The following is a 20,457-nucleotide window of genomic DNA, read 5'->3' on the forward strand; positions in this document are numbered from 1 at the left end:
CGGGATAGTGTTGGAGCACCATGAGCGACCTGCTTCTTTACGTCCTGATCGCTGCAGCCCTGGCCTTCGCCGTCTCCAGCTGGTGGGGCGTGCGCAGGCTGAAAGCCCTGCACATCCGCAGCGCCGTGCGCGAAGAGGCCCACGAACACGGCCTGGACCGCCAGCGCGTCGCCGTCATCCTTAACCCCGTCAAAGCCAAGGCCGGTGAAGCCCGCGCCACCATCCAGCGTGCCTGCCTGGCCGCCGGCTGGGAGGAGCCCCGCTTCTTCGAAACGACGCCGGAGGACCCGGGCCACTCGCAGGTCAGGGCGGCACTGGAGTACGGAGCCGACGTCGTCCTGGTGGGCGGCGGCGACGGCACAGTGCGGGTGGCGGCCGAGGCCCTGGCGCACAGCGGGGTGGCGATGGGCCTGATCCCGCTCGGCACCGGCAACCTGCTGGCCCGCAACGTGGACCTGGATGTTTACGATCTGCCTGGCAGCATCCAGACCGCGCTCTTTGGCCACCAGCGGTACATCGACACGGCACGGATGGAGATCGAGAACTCGCACACGGGCCACACCTCAAGCCACTCGTTCCTCGTCATCGCCGGCATCGGGATGGACGCCGAAGTGGTGGGCGACACCAACGCTGACCTCAAGCGCGCCGTCGGCTGGCTGGCCTACACGGAGGCCGGCGTCCGCCACCTTCCCGGGCGCAGGAAGAAGGTCGCCATCTCGCTGGATGACCAGCCGGACCAGTCACGGAAGATCCGCAGCATCCTGTTCGCCAATTGCGGCCTGGTTCCGGGCGGCATCGACTTCATCCCGCAGGCCATGATCGACGACGGGATGCTGGACGTGGTGGTCATGAGCCCCCGCAGCGCCGTGGGCTGGCTGGCGATGTACGCCAAGATCCTGTTCAAGCACAAGCGGCACCTGCCCGTCATGAGCGTGTACCGCTCCGGCAAGGTGGTCATCAAAAGCCCTGAACCCCTGCCGACGCAGCTCGACGGCGACACGTCCGGGGACGCCACGAAGGTAACGGTCCACGTGGAGCCCAGGTCGCTGCTGGTGCGGGTCAGGGAAACCCTAGGATGACTGCGTCCTAGGCTGACTGCGCTGTGCCGGCGTGCTTGGCTGACTCGGCAGCGGCCTTGGCGGCAGCCCGGGCTTCGGACTGTTCGCGGATCATGGCCTGCTCCTCTTCGAAGCGCAGGCGGTCCGCACGGTCGGCGTCATCCCCGTCCCAGTCCTGGTTCTCGGCTGTGGGCTTGGGATTGACGATCATTCCCTGGCCGTCATTGTCATTCTTGTCCGACATGACCCGCTCCTTTCGTTGGGGCCATCCCTTTGTTGATCATGCAAGCATACGCACAGCAACAGGGGCAGGGAAGTGCCCCGAGGGGCATTTATCTACGCTGACGGCGAAGCTTCCACGGGTGTCCCCGCGTCCAGGGAGTCGCTGGAGAGTATCCCTTTGACCCATGCATGCGCAGCCTGGAATGCCTCGTCGGACGTGTGCTCCGGCACTACGGGAGCCTGCGCATCGGCACGGCCGTAGGATCCAAGGAACCGCGTGGCGGGGCTGATGCGGTGCAAGCCGGCAAGGGCATCGGCCACCCGCGCGTCGCCCACGTGGCCGTCGGCGTCAATGCTGAAGAAGTAGTGGCCCAGGTACTGCCCGGTGGGGCGTGACTCGATGCGGCTCAGATTCACGCCGCGGGTAGCGAACTGGTCCAGGATTTCCATCAGCGCCCCCGGCCGGTCCTCGGGAAGCGGCACCACCACAGTCGTCTTGTCCGCGCCGGTCCGGGCGGGCAGGACGCCCGGACGGCTGACCAGGATGAACCGGGTCACTGCGCCGGGGTTGTCGCCGATGTTCTCGGCCAGCACGTGCAATCCGGGTTGCTCTGCAGCGACAATCGGCGCGCAGATGGCAGCGTCATAATGCGCCTCATCCTCCAGCAGGCCCATCGCAGCAGCAGCCGTTGAGGACCCCGGAATGTATTCTGCGCCAGGAATATGCGCGTCCACCCACAGGCGGCACTGGGCCCAGGCGTGGCCGTGAGTGGAGATCCGGCGGATGTGGGAGAACTCGGTTCCGGGCCTGGCCACCAGCACGAAGCTGATGGGCACCAGGGCCTCGCGGATGATCCGCAGTTCCTGTCCTGTGGCAATGGCGTCCAGGGTGGCCGTGACGCCGCCCTCCACCGAGTTCTCGATGGGCACCATCGCAGCGTCGACAGATCCCTCCCGCACCCTGTCCAGCGCCGCGTTGACGTTGGAGGACGGGATTCGCACGGCCTCGGCAGCATCAGGAACCTGCAGGAGCGCCGCCTCCGTAAACGTGCCCTCGGGGCCGAGGAAAGTGTAGGTGCGGCGGGCGGAGGGCATAGATATTCCTTTGCGGATGGGAAGGGAAAGACGGCGGCGGGCCCGCCTGATGGCGGAAAGGCCTACAGAACCACGGGCTTGAGGCCGTTGTCGGACACCAGCGGCTTGCCGGATTCCAGCCACTGGTCCATGCCGCCGGCCACGTTCACCGCCGAGTATCCCTGGCCCACCAGCCACTGCGCTGCGCGGAAGGAGCGCCCGCCGGTCCGGCAGATGACATACAGGTCCTCGTCCGGGTCAAGGTCGTCCAGGCGTCCGGGCAGCTGGTCCATCGGGATGTGCAGGGCGCCTTCAGCGTGGCCTGCTGACCATTCGTAGTCCTCCCGCACGTCCAGGATGGTGGCGTCCGCGGGGACGTCGTTCACGGTGACGGTATCGAAGTCGCTCATGGGAGTCCTCTCCTTGGCCTCAAGCTCTCAGCTCCAGCGTATCGCCAGCACAGCGCCCCGCACCCGCCCGCCGGCACAGGTTACGCTGGTCCGAAGCCCGCGAGCCGCCGCAAAGGAGCACAGTGTCCGCCCCAAACACCCTGGCTGACATCCACCGCCTGCCGGCCGTCGAGCTGAGGTCGGCGCTTCGTTCCGGGGAGCTTTCTGCCCGCGAGGTCACGGAGCATTTCCTGGCGCGGATCGAGGAATCGAACCCGAGGCTGGGCGCGTTCATTACCGTCACCGGGCCGAGGGCAGTGGCCGAGGCCGCAGCAGCTGACGCCCGGTTCGCCCGGCGTCGTGCAGGCGAACCGCTCCCGCCGCTGCACGGGATGCCTGTTGCGTTCAAGGACCTCACCGACGTTGCCGGCGTGGTCACCACCCACGGCAGCGCAGCGCTGGACCGGCGTCCGGCACCGGCCGACGGCGCCCTCGCGGCGGCCCTCAGGGGTGCAGGCGCCATCTCCCTGGGCAAGACCCAGGTCCCCGAATTCGGGCTGACGGCCTACAGCGAAAACCGCATCGCACCGCCGTCGCGCAATCCCTATGCCCTCAGCCGGAGCTCGGGAGGCTCCTCGGGCGGCAGCGCCGCTGCCGTGGCGGCGGGGCTGGTGCCGTTCGCGCCCGGAACCGACGGCGGCGGGTCGATCCGGATTCCGGCGGCGGCATGCGGGCTGCTGGGCCTGAAACCTGGCCGGGGCGTGGTGCCGGCCAGCGAAAGCAGCGGGGATCCCGCCGGCCTGGTGGTGGCCGGACCGCTGGCGCGTACCGCGGCCGACGCCGCACTGTTGCTCGATGTCCTGTCGCCCGAAGGCCCGGCCACCAATGGGTCTGCCCCGAACGTCGCGGGAAGCCCCGACGGGACGGGTTACCTTGATGCCGTGCACCGCGCCCCTGCTCCGCTGCGGATCGGCGTCAGCCTGGACAGCCCCTGGGCCGGGATCTTCCCGTTCACCCCGGATCCTGAGGCACTGGACGCGCTGGACGCCGGCGTCCGGCTGCTCACCGGTGCCGGGCACGACGTCGTCGAGGCTGGGATCCGGTACGACAACCGCTACCCCGACGCCTTCACCACCGCCTGGACGGCAGGGGTGGGTGCGGCCCGGATCGCGCCGCACCGCGAGGCCCTGCTGACGCCCCTGACGCGGACCTTCCGGCGGCGCGCGCAGCAGCGGAGCGCCGCCAAGCTCAACGAGTGCCTGGCGTTCCTGAGGCAGTTCGAGCGCGACACTCTGGCGCAGTACTCGGCCTGGGACCTGGTCCTGACACCTGCATTGGCTCAGACACCGCGCCCGGTGGGATGGTTCACCGGATCCGGCCACGGTGATGGCCGGTGGCCGTCACCGGAATGGGCAGGCGACGCCGACGGCGACTACCGCAGGCAGTGCGAATTCGCCCCGTGGTCGTCCATGGTCAACGTGTGCGGGCTGCCGGCCGTCAGCATTCCCGTGCACTGGACCGGGGGCAGCCCCGGAGCGGGGCTGCCGATGGGCATCCAGCTGATTGGCCGCCCCGGCTCGGAAGCACTGCTGCTTCAGGTGGCGGCCCAACTGGGGTTCTAACGGGTCAGATGGTGCCGGAGGTGCCGGCGACGCTCGCCAGGATGGTGATCCCCACGATCGCGAGGACGGTCAGGACCAGGCCGAGGTACCCCATCACCAGCCCGGCAATGGCGAAGCCGCGGCCCGACGGTTCACGGCGCAGCGCCAGGTGGCCCAGGATCACGGCGGCGAGCTGCGGCAGGATGAAGAAACCGAAGCCCAGGTAGATGGCGATGCCGCAGCACAGGCTGGCGATGCTCAGGCCCTTCGGCTGGGGTGCCGCGCCGTAGTACGACGGCTGGCCGTAAGGGCTGGGGTACTGCTGACCGTACTGGCTCGAATATTGCTGGCCGTACTGGTAGCCGTACTGCTGTCCATAGGGGCTGGCCGGCTGGCTGTACTGTGCCGGGTTGTACAGCGGCGGATCGTAGAGCGGCGGGGCCGGGATGTCCGGGCCCTGGGTGCTGTACGACGGTGGCTGGTCGTGGGTGTCCGGTGTCGGCTCATCGCCGGATCCGTGACGCGGCTCTGTCATGGAAATCCCCCTCAATTGGTCCTCAACAGAACATTACCGCCGCCACCACGGCAATGGCTCGGGAAGCCTGCTCACTTGGGTAGCAGCTCCCACATCAGCCAGAGGGGCGGCGCCAGCAGTGCTGCGGAGACCAGGCCCGCGACGAGCGACCTTCCGACGACGCGCAGCACGGTGACCGGCCTCCGCTCCCGGCCGTATAGGTAATGCGGTGGAATGGGTCGTCTCTGGTCGGGGCGGGATGTAGCCGGGCGGCCAGTGGCCGAACGGTACACAGGGTTCTGGACGGTGCCGGCCTCCGGCACCTGCGGACGGGTGAGGAGTTGCCCGAGCTGCGTGTAGAGCAACAGGACCGAGGGCGCATCCAGCACATCCGGCAGGTTGGTCACGGCGGCCGCCATGCAGTCGATCCCCCGCACCTCAATGCCCGACCCGGTGGTGCCCTGCAATACCGGCTGGGCCGTCAGGCAGATCAGGGACCGGACCAGCCTCCGCCACGGTGCCGGCAGGACCGCAGCCACCGCTGCCGCCTGCGCCAGCGCAGTCTCCACGGCCGGGAACCGGTCATGACCGTTCTGCCGGAGCGCGCCATCCACGACGTCGACGTCACCGGACCAGTTCTTGGCATTGACCACCACCACACCGCCGGGCCCCACCAGGACATGTTCCAGCCGGGCCAGCGGACGGCCGGGCCAATGGACGTCGTGCAGGAGGAACCAGCCGTAAGGCGCCAGCTGGGCAAGCTTTTCGGCTACGAGATGGCTCGTGTGGTCGGCGCTGGCAGGAGCAGCCAAACCGCCTTGGCCCGCGCGGCCACCGCCCCCGGGGGCGGACGGCTCAAGAGGGGCGAGATCACGCTTCAGCCGCGCGATCCGTTCGGAGGCGAGCCTCGTCCGTTCGAATGCCGCATCTCCAGCCCCCATTATTCACCTCTGCATTACTCGCTCGTCGTCCAAATGACCGGCCCATTTCAACCGGACCAAATCTCCCTGCCGTAAATGACCCGGCAGAAAAGCCGGACAAATTACCGGCCCCAAGGGGCCGAAATTTCCCGACGGCGGATGGCACGGCTGTAATTCAGCCACAGGCTCCGGGACGTTTCCGCTGGTCCGGACGCCCGGCGTCGTACATGGCACCGGACGTTCCTGCCGTTTGAACGTAACAGCCTCGTCAGGGGCGGGTATATAAGTAGTTTTCGGCACTACTCAGTTTTCTACTCGCGGATAAATGCAAGTAGTGCGGAAAAATGGTGACATTCTGCGTCACAGGGGCCGGATTCCGGACACTTCGTGTTGCCCTTCGCCGTCGTCTGGCATGCTGGTGCCATGGCTAGCCGAGCGGGCACAGTTGCCCAACCCCAAGACCTTGTTGACCTGACCGCACTGCTCGACGCGTACTACGACGTCAAGCCTGACCTGGGGGACCCCGGCCAGCGCGTGGCCTTCGGAACCTCCGGGCACCGCGGATCAAGCCTGAAAGCGTCCTTCAACGAAGGGCATATCGTGGCGATCACGCAGGCGATCGTGGAGTACCGCGCCGGACAGGGCATCACCGGCCCGCTCTTCCTGGCCAAGGACACCCACGGACTGAGCGAACCGGCGCAGAACTCCCGCCCTCGAGGTGCTGGCGGCAAACGGCGTGAACGTCCTCATCGACGCGCGGCACGGCTACACCCCCACCCCGGCACTAAGCCACGCCATCCTCACGCACAACCGCCACGCCCCTGCCGGAGCCCCGCAGGCCGACGGCATTGTTGTCACCCCCAGCCACAACCCGCCGGCCGACGGCGGCTTCAAGTACAACCCTCCGCACGGCGGCCCGGCCGACACCGACGCGACGGGCTGGATCGCCAACCGCGCCAACGAACTGCTGGAGAACGGGCTCCGCGGCGTGAAGCGGATTCCGCTGGCCCAGGCCCTCGAGGCCGAGACCACCGGAAAGTTCGATTTCCTGAGCAGCTACGTGGACGATCTGCCCTCCGTCCTGAACCTGGACGCCATCCGCGACGCCGGGGTCCGCATCGGGGCCGACCCCATGGGTGGCGCGTCCGTGGACTACTGGGGCGAGATCGGCGAACGCCACCAGCTCAACCTCACCGTGGTCAACCCCACCGTGGACCCGCAGTGGGCCTTCATGACGCTCGACTGGGACGAGAAGATCCGGATGGACTGCTCTTCGCCGTCAGCCATGGCCTCGCTCATCAACCGGATGGCTGTTGGTGCGGACGGGTCCGCCGCCTACGACGTCGCCACCGGGAACGACGCCGACGCCGACCGGCACGGCATCGTCACCCCTGACGGCGGCCTGATGAACCCCAACCACTACCTCGCCGTGGCCATCGACTACCTCTACCGCAACCGCAGCGGCTGGAACCCGAATTCCGTTGTGGGCAAGACCCTCGTCTCCTCCTCGATCATCGACCGCGTGGCGGACGGCCTGGGCCGCAAGCTCGTGGAGGTCCCCGTGGGCTTCAAGTGGTTCGTGCCGGGCCTGCTCTCCGGTGAAGGTGCATTCGGCGGCGAGGAATCGGCTGGCGCTTCCTTCAACAAGCGCGACGGCAGCGTCTGGACCACGGACAAGGACGGCATCCTGCTTGCGCTGCTGGCCTCGGAAATCACCGCCGTCACGGGCAAGTCGCCGTCCCAGCTCTACAAGGGCCTCACAGACCAGTTCGGCGCTCCGGTCTACGCCCGGATCGACGCCGCCGCCACCCGGGACCAGAAAGCTGCGCTCGGCAAGCTCTCCCCGGAGGACGTCACCGCCACCGACCTTGCCGGCGAGACCATCACGGCGAAGCTGACCAAGGCGCCGGGCAACGGCGCCTCCATCGGGGGCCTGAAGGTGGTCACCGAGAACGCGTGGTTCGCCGCCCGCCCCTCCGGCACCGAGGACGTCTACAAGATCTATGCGGAATCCTTCAAGGGCGCCGACCACCTCAAGCAGGTGCAGGCCGAAGCCAAGGCCCTGGTGGACGGGGTCATTTCCTAGGACTCTGTTGGGTTAGCCAGGAACCAGAAAGCGCCGGATGGCTGAGAGCCACCCGGCGCTTTCTGCTGCTCTCCCCGGCCCATCTTGCGCCAGGACCGAGCACCTCAACAGGTCCAAACAGGACTAATATTGGAATTGGCCCGGATGCATGCCTTGCAGTTCTGAACTGCAAAAATACTGTCCCGAATGCCTCCGGAATGTCCCCCATATTGCCGGAGGCATTCCGTGTCCGGAGCTATTAAGCCCGGGCCCTCAAAGCGGCGATCAGACCGTGCGGACCACGTCTTCGTAAGCGAACTTGGGCTTCGCGTCACCCCAGGCCTCGGGGCCGGGCTGGCCGATGTTGACCACCAGGAAGCTCTTCTGGTCGCCGGCCGGGAAGAACTCGGCGTCGATGGCGGCGAAGTCCGCACCGGTCATCGGTCCGGCGGCGAAGCCGAGCGAGCGGACGGCCAGGATGAAGTATCCGGCCTGCAGGTGGGCGTTGTTGTTGCCCGTGGAGGTGGCCAGGTCCGGGGAGGCGTCGTACATGGCCTTGGGGGCGTTGTAGCCGGGGAGGAAGTTGTCCCACTGCTCCTGCCAGGCCGTGTCGTAGCTGAGGATCGCTACCAGCGGTGCAGACGCCGTCTTGGCCCGGTTCCCGCTGGACAGCGTGGGCACGAGCTTGGCGCGGGCCTCCTCCGAGCGCACGTAGGTGACGCGCAGCGGCTGGGAGTTGAAGGCCGTGGGGCCGAACTTGGTGAGTTCGTAGATGGCGCGGGCCTGCTGCTCGCTGACCTCGCCGGTGAAGGCGTTGGCGGTGCGGGCTTCGGCGAAGATGGCGTCCACGGCGGCGGAATCGATCACTGCTTCTTCATGGGCGATGGTCATTCGGGCCCCTTTCACTAGGCCGACATCCCTGCGGGCGGCGTCGGGCAGTCCTGTTTGCTTTCGTTCGGTCCAACCGGATCCGGCTGCACGCTCTTCCCGGAACCGCCAAACAGGTGGCGTGACGTTTGACACACGCACCCCCTCGCTTGCTGAACATTGCCGTGCAGGCTGCCGCAGGAAGCCATCTCGCGCCCGGGTCCGGCGGGGTATTCTTGCTCCTGAAGATCCAGCCCGGCGAGCGGGCACACTCCCCTCCGAAAGGCCCCGCCAATGAGCATGCTCGGAATCAAATGGAAGCTGCACGGCAACGGCAAGGCAGTCCGTCCGGGCGAGGTGGTGGCTCCCGGCGAACGGCTCGCGTGGCCACTGACCATCGGTGTGGGAATGCAGCATGTTGTGGCCATGTTCGGTGCTACCTTCCTGGTGCCGATCATCACCGGAATGCCGCCGGCCACCACCCTTTTCTTCTCCGGCATCGGCACGCTCCTGTTCCTCGTGATCACCCAGGGCCGCGTTCCCAGCTACCTTGGCTCGAGCTTCGCGTTCATCGCGCCCATCCTGGCGTCCCAGCAGCAGTTCGGGATCCCCGGTGCGCTTGGCGGCGTGGTGCTGGCCGGCGCTGCACTGGCCGTCGTCGGTGCCGTCGTGCAGAAGTTCGGCGCCGGCTGGATCAACCGGCTGATGCCGCCGATTGTCACCGGCGCCATCGTGGCCCTGATTGGGCTGAACCTGGCACCGGCCGCCAAGAACAACTTTGACGCCGCCCCCGTGACGGCACTGATCACGCTGGTGACCATCATCGCGGTGAGCGTCCTGTTCCGCGGCATCTTTGGCCGCCTGAGCATCCTGGTGGGCGTGGTGGTGGGCTACCTTGTGGCCATGCTCCGGGGCGAAGTGGACTACTCCAAGATGGACGCCGCCGCCTGGGTGGGCCTCCCCCACTTCCAGACCCCCGAGTTTCACCTCGGCGTGGTGGGCCTCTTCGTGCCGGTGGTACTCGTCCTTGTTGCAGAGAACATCGGCCATGTGAAGTCCGTGTCCGCGATGACCGGCCAGAACCTCGACGGCGTCTCCGGCCGTCCCCTGCTGGCCGACGGTGCCGCCACGGTGCTCGCCGGTTTCGGCGGCGGCTCCGGCACCACCACCTATGCGGAAAACATCGGCGTCATGGCAGCCACCAAGGTCTATTCCACGGCTGCCTACTGGGTGGCCGGCATCTTCGCCATCCTGCTGAGCTTCTCCCCGAAGTTCGGCGAACTGATCGCCACCGTCCCGCCCGGCGTGCTGGGCGGCGCCGCCACCATGCTGTACGGCATGATCGGCATCCTTGGCGTGAAGATCTGGGTGCAGAACAAGGTCAACTTTTCGAATCCGGTCAACCTGACCACGGCCGCCGTTTCCCTCATCATCGGGATCGCGGACTACACCTGGATCGTAGGGGACCTGAAGTTCACGGGCATCGCGCTCGGGTCCGCCGCAGCCCTGGTGATCTACCACGGCATGCGGGCCATCGCGAAGGCGCGCGGTACCGCTGCCGAGCCCGAGACTGAGCAGCAGGGCCTGCCGCCGGCCGCCAAGGCCGCCATCAACGCCGCAGCAAAGAGGCAGCCCAAGAAGCGCTGACGCTTCCCGGGCTGCCTCCGAAAACAGCCCGTGCGGGCTTACCCGGCGTCGAAGGTTTCGTCGTCGTCGTTGGGTGACTTTTCCTTCGGCAGGTCGTTCCCGCTGCCGTCAGGAATGCCCGATGCCTCCTCCGCAGGCTCCGAGGAAAACCGGCCGGCGGCAGCGTCGTCGGCGTTGCCTGCATCGGGTTCGGCTTCGGTGGACGGCTTGGTGGTGGCGTCATCCCCGATTCCGCCGCCGTCCTCGGCGCCGGCCCCGGGCGAGGCGTCCGGATCGCGGGGCAGCGGCGACTCACCCGGCACCGGGTCGAAGCCCGCCCCGGTGCTGTCGCTCTCGGCGTGGAGCTGCTCGTCGGTTCCACCGAAGCGTCCCGCTCCGGGCTCGCCGGAGCTGTCCTGGTCCTCCTCGGCGAAGTGGCTGAGGTTCGGTGTGCCGGTCTGGAAGGTCTCACCCTCCGGGCTGTTCTGGTTCAGGCCCGCGGCATCGAAGTCCTCCTCTTCCCGCGGCTGGGCAAACTGCTGGCCGCCGGCTTCCTGTTCCGCGGTCGGGGTGCCGTAGCCTCCCACTTCCTCTTCGGGGGCTGCGTGCTGGTTGTCCTGGCTCATCTGTTCCTCCTGCTTGGTGGGGAATTGCTTGGCTGGGAAATCTCTGGCTGGGAACGGGGAAACTCAAAGGCCCTTGCCGCCGGTGACGGGAACCACCGCCCCGGAGATGTACGAGCCGGCGTCGGACGCCAGCAGTACGTAGGCGGGGGCCAGCTCGGCGGGCTGCCCGGCGCGCTGCAGCGGGGTGTCCTGACCGAACTTGGGCAGCTTGTCCGGCCATTCGGTGGCCGGGATGAGCGGCGTCCAGATGGGCCCGGGCGCCACGGCGTTGACCCGGATCCCCTTGGGTCCGAGTTCCTGGGCAAGGGCCTTGGTGAAGGCCACCTGCGCCGCCTTGGTCATGGCGTAGTCAATGAGGCCGGGAGACGGATTGAAGGCCTGGATGGAGGCCGTGGTGATGATCGAGGCACCCGCATTCAGGTGCGGCACCGCTGCCCGGGCCGTCCACAGCAGCGAGTACAGGTTGGTCTTGAAGACGCGGTCGAATTCCTCGGTGGGCAGGGTCTCGAGGCTGTCGCGGTTCTTCTGGTAGGCGGCGTTGAGCACCACCACATCGAGCCGGCCGAACTCGGTAACGGTGTCCTGCACTATCGCCGTGCTGAAGTCCTCGTCCCTGCCGTCCCCGGCCAGGAGCAGTGCCCTCCGGCCGGTCTTGCGGATCCATTCGGCGGTGTCCCGCGCGTCGTCCTCCTCCTCTGGAAGATAGGAAATGGCGACGTCGGCCCCCTCGCGCGCGAAGGCGATGGCCACCGCCTTGCCGATGCCCGAGTCGCCGCCTGTGATGAGCGCCGCCTTGCCCTCCAGCGCCCCGCTGCCCTCATAGCTCAGCTCGCCGTGGTCCGGCTGCGGATCCATCGGCGCGGTCAGGCCTGGCTGCTTCTGTTCTTGCTTGGGAAAGGGCCCTGAATAGTACGTCCCCCGGGGGTCACCGGGCTGGTCAGACTGCTTTGCTGGGTCGCTCATTGTCCACCTGCTCACATTGTCGGGCTGCCGGTTGTTCGAACCTAACGCAGGTTTGAGGAGCAAGTCCACCACCTGCTGCAACATTAGTCAGCAAGCTTAGCATTATTGAATTAGGCCAGACTTGAGCCTAGGTTTGGAGCAAGCATGCCCGCAGCGGGCCAGACAGAGGAGGGTTCATGACCGATCCGGACACCTGGGCTGGCAGCGGCAGGAACGAAACCCGAGAGGAGCAGCTGGACCGAAACTGGATGGAGCTGATCCAGGAGCTGCGCGTCCTGCAGACCGGAGTCCAGATCCTGGCCGGCTTCCTGCTGACGTTGCCGTTCCAGCAGCGCTTTGAAACGCTCGATGATTTCCAGGTCACGCTCTACCTCGTCAACGTAACCCTCGCCGCCCTGACCACGGCGTTCATCCTTCTGCCGGTGAGCGTCCACCGCCGGCTGTTCCGGAAGCGGCTCAAGGCCACCCTCGTGGCCAGCGCGGACAACATCACCAAGATCGCCCTCGGCGGAGTGGCGGCCCTGAGCGTGGGGACCGCGGCGCTGGTTTTCGACGTTACGGCCGGGCGTACCGTGGGCCTCATCGCCGGCGGCGTTCTCTTCGCCGTGCTGGCCATCCTCCTGGCCTATGTTCCCGTTCATCTCCACCGGAAGGCCAAGAAGGCGGAGCAGTAGCGTCAGGCGCCTTCAAGCACCTGGCGTGTGGCCCACGCAAGGTATTTGCCGGCGTCGGAGATTGCGTCCTGCGGGCTGGGGGCAACGTCCAGCAGCTGCGCCGCAGCCACCACGCCGTGTTCGGCCAGTTCCTCGGGCGTCACCAGGATGCGCCCTGCCACCGCGACCACGGGAATCCCGCGCTCCCGGGCGGCCTCGGCGAGCGCGATCGGGGCCTTTCCGGTGAGCGACTGGGAGTCCATGGAACCCTCGCCGGTGATCACGAGGTCGGCGTCGGCAAGTTTCTCGGCCAGCCCCGTCAGCGCGGCAACCAGCGCGAAGCCACCTTCCAGCGTGGCCTGGGTGAAGGCCAGGAACGACGCCGGGAAGCCGCCGGCGGCGCCGGCGCCCGGGACGTTGACGTCCCGGCCCGTCGCTTCCCGGAGGAGGGACGCCCAGTTGCGCAGCCCGGCGTCGAGCTTCTCAACCGCGTCGTCGTCTGCACCCTTCTGGCGGCCAAAGACATGCGCGGCACCGGCGGTGCCGTAGAGCGGGCTCTGGACGTCGCAGGCGATCCGGAACTGGACCGCGGACAGCCGAGGGTCCAGCCCGGAGACGTCCAGGGAAACGACGTCGGCCAGTGACCCGCCGCCCAGCGGCACCACATTGCCGGCGGCGTCGAGCGGCTTGAGGCCCAGCGCGCGCAGGGCGCCGCTGCCGGCGTCGGTCATGGCCGAACCGCCGACCCCCAGCACGATCTCGGTCGCACCGGCGTCCAGGGCGGCGGCAATGAGTTGGCCGCAACCGTAACTGTGCGCGCGAAGAGAGTTCTCCGGCGTGGGCTCCATGTGGGCAAGGCCCGAGGCCTGCGCGGTCTCGATGACCGCTGTTGTGGTGCCTGAAACGTCCTTGTGGAGCGCCCAGGCCGCCCCGATCGGGGCCAGGATGGGACCAACGACGGCGTTGATCCGCTCCTCATAGCCGGCGGCGACGGCAGCTTCCAAGGTCCCCTCGCCGCCGTCGGCCACCGGGAACTGGGTGGTCACGGCGTCCGGGTAGACGCGGAGTGCACCTTCGGCGATGGCGGCGGCGGCTTCGACGGCGGTGAGTGATCCCTTGAACTTGTCAGGGGCGATGAGGATACGCATAGTCCCTATCCTGCCATTCCGGCGCGGGAATGCGCTTGCCGGCCGCGTAATGCGAGTCACACAGCGCGTGCTGTCAGTTGCGGGACTCCTCCTGGCCTGCATAGGTGTCCAGCAGGGCTGCCGCACCCTCCCCGGATTCACCCTCTTCGGAGAGCGCCGAGCGCATGCCGTCCAGCTTTTCCGCCCCGGCGGGGAACGGCGGCAACAGGGGCACGTCCGGATCAGTCAGGACCTCGATCACCACCGGGCGCTCCGCCGCGAGCGCGCTGTCCCACGCGCCGGCGAGCTGCTCGGGAGCGTCCACGCGGATGCCGGTCAGCCCCAGCAGCTCCGCATATCCGGCGTAGGGAAAGTCAGGGATTTCCTGGCTGTCCGGGAACCTCGGCTCGGATTCGGTTTCGCGCTGCTCCCACGTGACTTCGGCCAGATCGCGGTTGTTGAAGACGCACACCACGAAGCGCGGGTCGGACCACTGCCGCCAGCGGTGTGCCACCGTGACCAGCTCGGCGATGCCGGCCATCTGCATGGCACCGTCGCCGGCCAACGCCACCACGGGCCTGTCCGGCCGGGCCAGCTTCGCCGCGATCCCGTACGGGACCGAGCACCCCATGCTGGCGAGCGTCCCGGAAAGGTGCGCCGGCACTCCAGCCGGAAGGGTCAGCTGGCGGGCATACCAGTAAACGCAACTCCCGACGTCGACACTCACCTGGGCGTTGCGCGGCAGCCGGCCGCTGAGCTCACGGACCACGAGCTCCGGATTGACGGGTCCGGCCGGGACGCGGGAGCGCTCCTCGGAGAGGGCCCGCCAGCTGCGGACCTGCTCCTCCACGTCCGCGCGCCACTGCTTGCGGGCCTCTGCCTGCTGCTGGCCATCTGGTTGCCCGCCCGGCTGCCGGTCAGCGCCGTTCAGCAGCTCCGCGAGCCTGGCAAGGGTTTCGGCGGCATCGCCCACGAGGCCCACCTCGACGGGGTAGCGGTTGCCGACCTTCCGGCCATCGATGTCCACCTGGACAGCGCGGGCAGCGCCTGGTTTCGGATAGAACTCGGTCCAGGGGTCATTGGAGCCGATGATCAGGAGGGTGTCGCAGTTCCCCATCAGATGGGCGCTGGCCGTGGACCCGAGGTGACCCATGGTGCCCGCAGCGAACGGCAGCGTCTCGTCCATGTACGGCTTACCCAGGAGGCTGGTGGTGATGCCGGCATCCAGCCGGTGCGCCAGGGCGTTCACCTCAGCCTGGGCGTTCTTGGCGCCCTGCCCCACCAGGAACGCCACCTTGCTGCCGGCCCGCAGCACCGCAGCCGCCCTGGTGAGGTCGTCATCGTGGGGCAGCACCCGGGCGGGCCGCCATTCGGGCGAGGTGACAATGATGCCGTGCTGGTGGTCGAGCTCGGGCGCCGGGGCCTTCTGGATGTCGTGCGGCACAATGACGACGCACGGCGTGCGGGTTTCGAGGGCCGTGCGGAAGGCGCGGTCCAGCACCATGGGAAGCTGCTCCGGGGCGCTGACCATCTGCGCGAACTGCGCCGCCACGTCCTTGAAGAGCGTGAGCAGATCGATTTCCTGCATGTAGGACGACCCCAGTACGCTGCGGCTCTGCTGGCCGATGATGGCCACCACCGGGGCGCCGTCCAGTTTGGCGTCGTAGAGGCCGTTGAGGAGGTGGACGGCGCCCGGCCCCTGGGTGGACGTCACCACACCCACCCGGCCTGTGTATTTGGCGTGCCCGACGGCCATGAACGCAGCCGTTTCCTCGTGCCGCGCCTGGACGAATTCAACGCCGGCGCTGCGGCCCTCGCTGCCGTGGCCCGCGGCGCTGCTGCCCTGAGTGCTGCGGCGGAGGGCGCCCATAAAGCCGTTGATGCCGTCCCCGCTGTAGCCGAAGACCCTGTCGACGCCCCAGGCCCTGAGGCGTTCCACCATTACGTCGGCAACCAGCCGGTCAGCCATCGCACACTCCTTCTGATTGTCGTGCCGCTGTTTGTCGTTCCGCTTATTCGTCGTGCCCCTGGTCACCGCTCATCTGGTCTTCGGCGGGCGGCGTCTCACCCGGAGGTACTCCCCCGCCGGGTTCGAGTCCCGTGACGTTGCCGTTCAAGGGGTCGGGGTTGGGCGTGGCCGCCGAGTCTCCGCCGGCATTTTTGTTTGCGGCGTCCCGGCTGTTGGCGGCGTCCCGGTCCGGGTTGGCCGGGTCATTTTCGGGGTGGTAGCTGCTCATGGTCCTGCGGTCCTCCTTGATTCAGGCCGCCGGCGCGGCGGCGGACTTCGGTAACGGACTCGTGCCGCCGTGGTCTGGCAACCCTGGACCCCATCCGGCAACTCCGGACCGGTCCGGCAACACTGGACTAATTGTAAGCATGCTGATAATTCTGGAACAGTCAGATGCCGCAGAGTCCGGCCCGGCGCCGGAACGTATCGAAGGAGCAAACTGATGGGAATCGGCGACAGCATTGGCAAGGCAGCGGAAAACGCGATGGAGGACCTGGCGCAGACGTCTGACCCCACGGATGACGCCCACACGCCTGAGCCCGGAGCATCCGAGGAGGACATCCAGGTGCACTCCTCCATCAGCGAGGGCTCCAACGCGAGGGATGGCGACGCCGGCCCGCGGGCAGGCGTCCACACGACTTCCACCCCGGAGGGCACGGGCACCGGGGCGGGCGGCGGCCAGGCGTCTGCCGGACCGGGCAGCGCCCAGGGCACGTCCGGCTCCGCAAGCAAGGAAGGCACCACGGACGCCCCGGAAGCAGCGCGCGGCGTCCCCGGCCCGGCAGGTCTCCCCGATCCGGATCCGGAAGAAATGCGGGCAGACCCTTCCGAAGGGGACCAGGACCCGGGCACGGGCCTGGGACGCGGCTAGGTTCCGGGCGGACGCCAGGTAGCCGCTAACCCCTCAGCCGCGCTAACCCCACAGCCTCGCTAAGCCCATTGCCCGCGCGCCTGCAGGATGTCCTTCAGCAGGTCGGCGCGGTCGGAGACGATCCCGTCCACGCCGAGATCGAGCAGCCGGTGCATCTCGGCGGGGTCGTTGATGGTCCAGACGTGCACATAGAGCCCGAGCCGATGCGCCCGGCGCACAAATCCCGCCGTGACGACGGGCATGGCCCGGTAGCGGACCGGAACCTGCAGGGCATCGACGTCGCGCAGTGCCCGGCGCAGCGCGGCCCTCGCCGGGGCCCCCAGCACGGGCGCGGACAGCAGCGGCCCCAGCACCAGGAACAGGGCGTTCGCCATAGTCCCCGCCGAGGATGCGGTCCTGCGGCTGAGCTGCTTCAGGACCGCGCGGCGCCGGCGGTCGGAGAAACTGGCGATCAGCACGCGGTCATGGACGCTATGGCGCTCGATCGCAGCCACGACGCTGGGCACGGAGTGCCAGTCTTTGACGTCGAGGTTGAACCGCGCCTGCGGAAAAGCCGCCACGAGCTCGTCGAAGGTGGGCACGGGCTCCGTCCCGCCGATCCGTACCCGCCGCACCTCGTCCGCGGTGAGGTCATGGATCCTGCCGTGGCCGTCGGTGACCCGGTCCAGGGTGCGGTCATGGAACAGAAAGAGCTCGCCGTCGGACGTGGTGTGGACGTCCGTCTCCAGGTGGGAGCAGCCGAGTTCGACGGCGGCGCGGAACGCCGCCAAAGTGTTCTCCAGACCGGCCAGCGAGAACCCGCGGTGGGCCATGGCCACGGGCCTGCCCAGCCCGGGCCCGGAATCAGACCGCGAAGCAGTCCCGGGTTCAGGGCCCAGAGCAGCGAAGTAAGGAAGGGTTCCCGTCATCCCCGAAGCTTAACGGAGTACCCTCAGGCGGGCAGGATCTCCACGCCGTCGCTGCAGTGCAGCAGCGTGCGGCCACGGCCGCCGTCGAGATCCACCCACACCACGGTGCGGTCCGGCGTAACGGCCGAGACGCGGCCGCCGGTTTCAAATCCCGGCACCAGCCGGACGCTGACCCGGTCCCCCTCGCGCAGTTCCGACCAGTGCGGGCCCGGTTCCACGGGGCGCAGCGGAGCCTCGACAGCATTTTTGGTCTTTTTCCTGGCCACGATGTCCCCTATCGGTCACTCACCCAACAGGTCACACCCTATGGTGCGGACATGAACGCAAGTTGGCCGCCAGCCGGGAATTCGGTGGCAGGCGGGCGACGCCAGCCTTACGGCAGCTGAAGGCCCAGCGCGGCGAGCTTTTCCTCGAGAATTTGGGCTACGCCGTCGTCGTCAAAGTGCGGCGCCTGCTGGCCGGCGGCGCGGATGGCTTCGGGGTGCCCGCTGGCCATCGCGTAGCCGTGGCCGGCCCAGCGGAGCATCTCGATGTCGTTGGGCATGTCGCCGAACGCCACGACGTCCGCGGCATCGATCCCCAGCGAGGCGGCGTAGTCGGCCAGCGTGACGGCCTTGTTGATTCCCGGAACGGCGAGCTCAAGCATGGCGACCGTGGGTGCGGAGTGCGTCACCGAGGCGAGGTTCCCGACGGCGGGGCCCACCTCCGCGAGGAACTCGTCGGCCGTGCCTTCGCGGACAATCGCCAGGAACTTGACGACGGCGTCTTCCGCGGTGAGCGTCGAGTCCAGCGGGGCGGGCGTGAATTCGGAGAGCAGCTCGCTTGAGCCGTTCTCGATAAAGCCGGGCTCGAGGTGAAAGCCGGTCAGGGTCTCGGCGGCGAAAAGGGCCGTGGGGCGGAGCTTCTTGATGATGCGGCGGATCTCGAAAATGTCGTCGATGGCCATGGTTTGCGCCGAGACCACCTTGTCCGCCTCAAGGTCCCACACCACGGCACCGTTCGAACAGATCACCGTACCCGTGTGGCCCAGTTGCTCCTCGAGCGGGTGCAGCCAGCGCGGCGGGCGGCCGGTGACAAAGACAAGTTCGACGCCGGCACTCCGGCAGGCGTGGAAGGCACGGACGGTGCGGTCACTGATTTTTCCGTCGTGCCCAAGGATCGTTCCGTCTATGTCACTCGCTACCAACCGCATGCTGCCAGTTTACGTGGGGTCAGGAGACGGGGAGACTCACGGTCACGGTGGTCCCCTTGCCCGGCTCGCTGTGCAGGCTGATGGAACCGCCGTGGCCCTCGACAATGGTCTTGCTGATCGGCAGCCCCAGGCCGGCACCCGGGATGGCCGTCTCACGCGAGCGGGCGGACCGGAAGAACTTCGTGAACGCCTGCTCCTGCTCCTGGCCGTCCATGCCGATGCCGGTGTCCGCAATGGAACAGACCACGTGGCTGTTCGCCCGGTGGGCGCGGGCGATGACCTTTCCCCCGTCCGGGGAGAACTTGATCGCGTTGGACACCAGATTGCCGAACACCTGGCTTATCCGTTCGGGATCGACGCGGGCGGTCAGCGGCTCCTCGACGTCGAGCACCAGTTCCACACCGCTGCCGCTGGCGTGGTTGCGGGAGGACGAAACCACTCCGGCCAGCAGGCTTGCCACGTCGGTCTCCTGCAGGCTCAGTTCCACCCGCTCGGAGGCAACGGCGATCAGATCGTTCACGAGGCGCAGCAGATGAGTGGCATTGCGCTGCACTATCTTTAGCTCGCTTTCGATATCCTCGTGGCCGGGTTCGTCCAGTACCAGTTCGAGGTAGCCGAGGATGGACGTCAGCGGGGTGCGGAGCTCGTGGGACACTGTGGCGACGAAGTTGTCCTTGGCTGACAGGGCACGGATCAGTGCTGTCACTTCGGCGAAGGTGACCACCGCACCCGAACGGTTTCCGTTCATGGAACTCATGGTGCGGGCCGTGACGGAGTACGCGCGCATGTCCTCGCCCTCTCCGGCCTTGCTTTCACCGGTCTTGCTTTCACTGGCCTTGCTTTCACTGGCCCAGTACAGCGCATCGGTGAACGTCTCCCCGGCGGCGGCTCGCGCCGTCGGGAAGCGCTCCGGCGGCACCGGAGTGGTACTGTCTGCCTCGAACAGCCGCGGCGGGCTGGCGGACGGGGCGGGTCCGGACAGCGCCGCGTCGGTGCGAAGCGCCTTGTTGGTCAGCACGTCCCGTCCGTCCTGGTCCACGACCCAGACCCCCACGTTGACAGTGGAAAGCACTGCGTCCAGGAGTTGCTGCCGTCGGACGCTCTCGGCGGCTGTTTCCGCGAGCGCCTCGTCCTTCCTGATCAGGGTCTCGCGCCGGCGGTAGAGCGTGCCAGCCACCACGTGCGCCGTCACTGCGATGGCGGCCATGACAAGCGGCAGGAAGATCGTCCGGATCATCGACCCTTGTGTTGGCGGTGTGCCCAAGGCCGCCGCGGGCAGCACTGTGCTGAGGACGGTTGCGGACACGGCGAGAACGACGCCGGCCCGGTTGCGGTCGACGGACAGCCAGACCACCGGAAAGACCAGCAGGAGGCTCAAGACGCTGAAGTTGGGACCGCCTGCCTCCCGCGTGAAACCGATGGCCACGCAGTCCAGCGCCGGAATCAAGGCGTACGCCCCCACACGTAGCCGGCCCCAGGGCACGGCCACGCTGAGGACGAATAGCACCGTATGCGCCAGCAACGCGAGCCGGAAGCGTGAGTCGGCCAGCGTCTCCGGGTGAAAGACCGCGGCTGCGGCAACCACCAGCAGCACCGTGACGGAGAGGGGCAGCTGCCGGACTATGACGCGGCCGCGTTCTCCAAGGCCGTGATAGTGCGCGTCCACCTTGTCCGCCACGTCGGAGCGGGAGCCGCCGCCGGGCCGTCGTTCCGGCTGGGCACCCGTTTCGCTTTCAAGGCTCATCAGTCTCTTCCCCCCGGAGCAGAATGAAG

General features: G+C 67.8%; 20 protein-coding genes and 1 pseudogene. 6 read left to right on the forward strand and 15 right to left on the reverse strand.

The annotated features are described in order from the left end of the window. The first annotated feature begins 20 nt into the window (after positions 1–20). On the forward strand, positions 21–1,079 hold the full coding sequence (locus tag ABIE00_RS21930; RefSeq protein WP_354262737.1) for a diacylglycerol/lipid kinase family protein: 1,059 nt from the start codon (positions 21–23) through the stop codon (positions 1,077–1,079). 7 nt (positions 1,080–1,086) lie between these two features. Here the strand turns inward: ABIE00_RS21930 and ABIE00_RS21935 are convergent, their stop codons facing one another. The 3 genes from ABIE00_RS21935 to ABIE00_RS21945 all read right to left on the reverse strand — a co-directional run bounded on the left by ABIE00_RS21935 (position 1,087) and on the right by ABIE00_RS21945 (position 2,764). Next, a complete protein-coding gene (locus ABIE00_RS21935; protein ID WP_003799704.1) occupies positions 1,087–1,302 on the reverse strand; it encodes a hypothetical protein in 216 nt (71 codons plus the stop codon). 92 nt (positions 1,303–1,394) lie between these two features. Further along, positions 1,395–2,375 (reverse strand): prephenate dehydratase, encoded by a 981-nt coding sequence (gene pheA, locus ABIE00_RS21940; protein WP_354262738.1) that lies wholly within the window; start codon positions 2,373–2,375, stop codon positions 1,395–1,397. Positions 2,376–2,437: 62 nt separating this feature from the next. Then, positions 2,438–2,764 (reverse strand): rhodanese-like domain-containing protein, encoded by a 327-nt coding sequence (locus ABIE00_RS21945; protein ID WP_331570927.1) that lies wholly within the window; start codon positions 2,762–2,764, stop codon positions 2,438–2,440. Positions 2,765–2,904: 140 nt separating this feature from the next. Here ABIE00_RS21945 and ABIE00_RS21950 point away from each other — a divergent pair, with 140 nt between their 5' ends. Beyond that, a complete protein-coding gene (locus tag ABIE00_RS21950) occupies positions 2,905–4,365 on the forward strand; it encodes an amidase (RefSeq protein ID WP_354263486.1) in 1,461 nt (486 codons plus the stop codon). Between the two features lie 4 nt (positions 4,366–4,369). Here ABIE00_RS21950 and ABIE00_RS21955 read toward each other — a convergent pair whose 3' ends face one another. Both ABIE00_RS21955 and ABIE00_RS21960 read right to left on the reverse strand, forming a co-directional pair. Continuing rightward, positions 4,370–4,879 (reverse strand): DUF4190 domain-containing protein, encoded by a 510-nt coding sequence (locus tag ABIE00_RS21955; RefSeq protein ID WP_354262739.1) that lies wholly within the window; start codon positions 4,877–4,879, stop codon positions 4,370–4,372. Between the two features lie 71 nt (positions 4,880–4,950). Beyond that, on the reverse strand, positions 4,951–5,799 hold the full coding sequence (locus ABIE00_RS21960; protein ID WP_354262740.1) for an NERD domain-containing protein: 849 nt from the start codon (positions 5,797–5,799) through the stop codon (positions 4,951–4,953). 402 nt (positions 5,800–6,201) lie between these two features. Here ABIE00_RS21960 and pgm point away from each other — a divergent pair. Further along, a pseudogene (pgm, locus tag ABIE00_RS21965) lies at positions 6,202–7,864 on the forward strand (phosphoglucomutase (alpha-D-glucose-1,6-bisphosphate-dependent)). A gap of 264 nt (positions 7,865–8,128) precedes the next feature. Here the strand turns inward: pgm and ABIE00_RS21970 are convergent. Next, positions 8,129–8,734 carry a malonic semialdehyde reductase gene (locus ABIE00_RS21970; protein WP_354262741.1) on the reverse strand — a complete coding sequence of 202 codons (606 nt, stop codon included), beginning with the start codon at positions 8,732–8,734 and terminating at the stop codon, positions 8,129–8,131. A 270-nt stretch (positions 8,735–9,004) separates the two neighbouring features. On the opposite strand from ABIE00_RS21970, the gene ABIE00_RS21975 reads away from it, so the two are divergent. Beyond that, complete coding sequence (locus ABIE00_RS21975) at positions 9,005–10,357, forward strand: uracil-xanthine permease family protein (protein ID WP_354262742.1); 1,353 nt, start codon at positions 9,005–9,007, stop codon at positions 10,355–10,357. A gap of 38 nt (positions 10,358–10,395) precedes the next feature. On the opposite strand, the gene ABIE00_RS21980 is transcribed toward ABIE00_RS21975, so the two are convergent. Further along, entirely contained in the window at positions 10,396–10,962 is a 567-nt protein-coding gene (locus ABIE00_RS21980; protein WP_354262743.1) for a hypothetical protein, read from the reverse strand. A 63-nt stretch (positions 10,963–11,025) separates the two neighbouring features. Beyond that, the gene (locus ABIE00_RS21985) at positions 11,026–11,925 is read right to left on the reverse strand and encodes an SDR family oxidoreductase (protein ID WP_354262744.1); all 900 of its coding nucleotides are present in this window, start codon (positions 11,923–11,925) and stop codon (positions 11,026–11,028) included. A gap of 176 nt (positions 11,926–12,101) precedes the next feature. On the opposite strand from ABIE00_RS21985, the gene ABIE00_RS21990 reads away from it, so the two are divergent. Beyond that, positions 12,102–12,599, forward strand: coding sequence for a DUF6328 family protein (locus ABIE00_RS21990; protein ID WP_354262745.1), 498 nt, complete (start codon positions 12,102–12,104; stop codon positions 12,597–12,599). Between the two features lie 2 nt (positions 12,600–12,601). On the opposite strand, the gene ABIE00_RS21995 is transcribed toward ABIE00_RS21990, so the two are convergent. The 3 genes from ABIE00_RS21995 to ABIE00_RS22005 form a co-directional block, all read right to left on the reverse strand. After that, positions 12,602–13,726, reverse strand: a complete 1,125-nt coding sequence (locus ABIE00_RS21995; protein ID WP_354262746.1) for a glycerate kinase — start codon at positions 13,724–13,726, stop codon at positions 12,602–12,604. A 73-nt stretch (positions 13,727–13,799) separates the two neighbouring features. Next, entirely contained in the window at positions 13,800–15,674 is a 1,875-nt protein-coding gene (locus tag ABIE00_RS22000; RefSeq protein ID WP_354262747.1) for a thiamine pyrophosphate-requiring protein, read from the reverse strand. Between the two features lie 43 nt (positions 15,675–15,717). After that, the gene (locus ABIE00_RS22005; protein ID WP_331570949.1) at positions 15,718–15,942 is read right to left on the reverse strand and encodes a DUF6480 family protein; all 225 of its coding nucleotides are present in this window, start codon (positions 15,940–15,942) and stop codon (positions 15,718–15,720) included. A 213-nt stretch (positions 15,943–16,155) separates the two neighbouring features. On the opposite strand from ABIE00_RS22005, the gene ABIE00_RS22010 reads away from it, so the two are divergent. Continuing rightward, a complete protein-coding gene (locus tag ABIE00_RS22010; RefSeq protein WP_354262748.1) occupies positions 16,156–16,584 on the forward strand; it encodes a hypothetical protein in 429 nt (142 codons plus the stop codon). A gap of 59 nt (positions 16,585–16,643) precedes the next feature. Here ABIE00_RS22010 and ABIE00_RS22015 read toward each other — a convergent pair whose 3' ends face one another. From ABIE00_RS22015 to ABIE00_RS22030, 4 genes are all read right to left on the reverse strand, one after another. Next, on the reverse strand, positions 16,644–17,492 hold the full coding sequence (locus ABIE00_RS22015) for a glycerophosphodiester phosphodiesterase family protein (protein WP_502914256.1): 849 nt from the start codon (positions 17,490–17,492) through the stop codon (positions 16,644–16,646). A gap of 23 nt (positions 17,493–17,515) precedes the next feature. Then, a complete protein-coding gene (locus ABIE00_RS22020) occupies positions 17,516–17,758 on the reverse strand; it encodes a hypothetical protein (RefSeq protein WP_354262749.1) in 243 nt (80 codons plus the stop codon). A 107-nt stretch (positions 17,759–17,865) separates the two neighbouring features. Beyond that, on the reverse strand, positions 17,866–18,684 hold the full coding sequence (locus tag ABIE00_RS22025) for an HAD family hydrolase (protein ID WP_354262750.1): 819 nt from the start codon (positions 18,682–18,684) through the stop codon (positions 17,866–17,868). Positions 18,685–18,703: 19 nt separating this feature from the next. Continuing rightward, positions 18,704–20,428 (reverse strand): ATP-binding protein, encoded by a 1,725-nt coding sequence (locus tag ABIE00_RS22030; protein ID WP_354262751.1) that lies wholly within the window; start codon positions 20,426–20,428, stop codon positions 18,704–18,706. Positions 20,429–20,457: the final 29 nt, after the last annotated feature.

This window comes from Arthrobacter sp. OAP107, assembly GCF_040546765.1.
Taxonomy (GTDB): domain Bacteria; phylum Actinomycetota; class Actinomycetes; order Actinomycetales; family Micrococcaceae; genus Arthrobacter.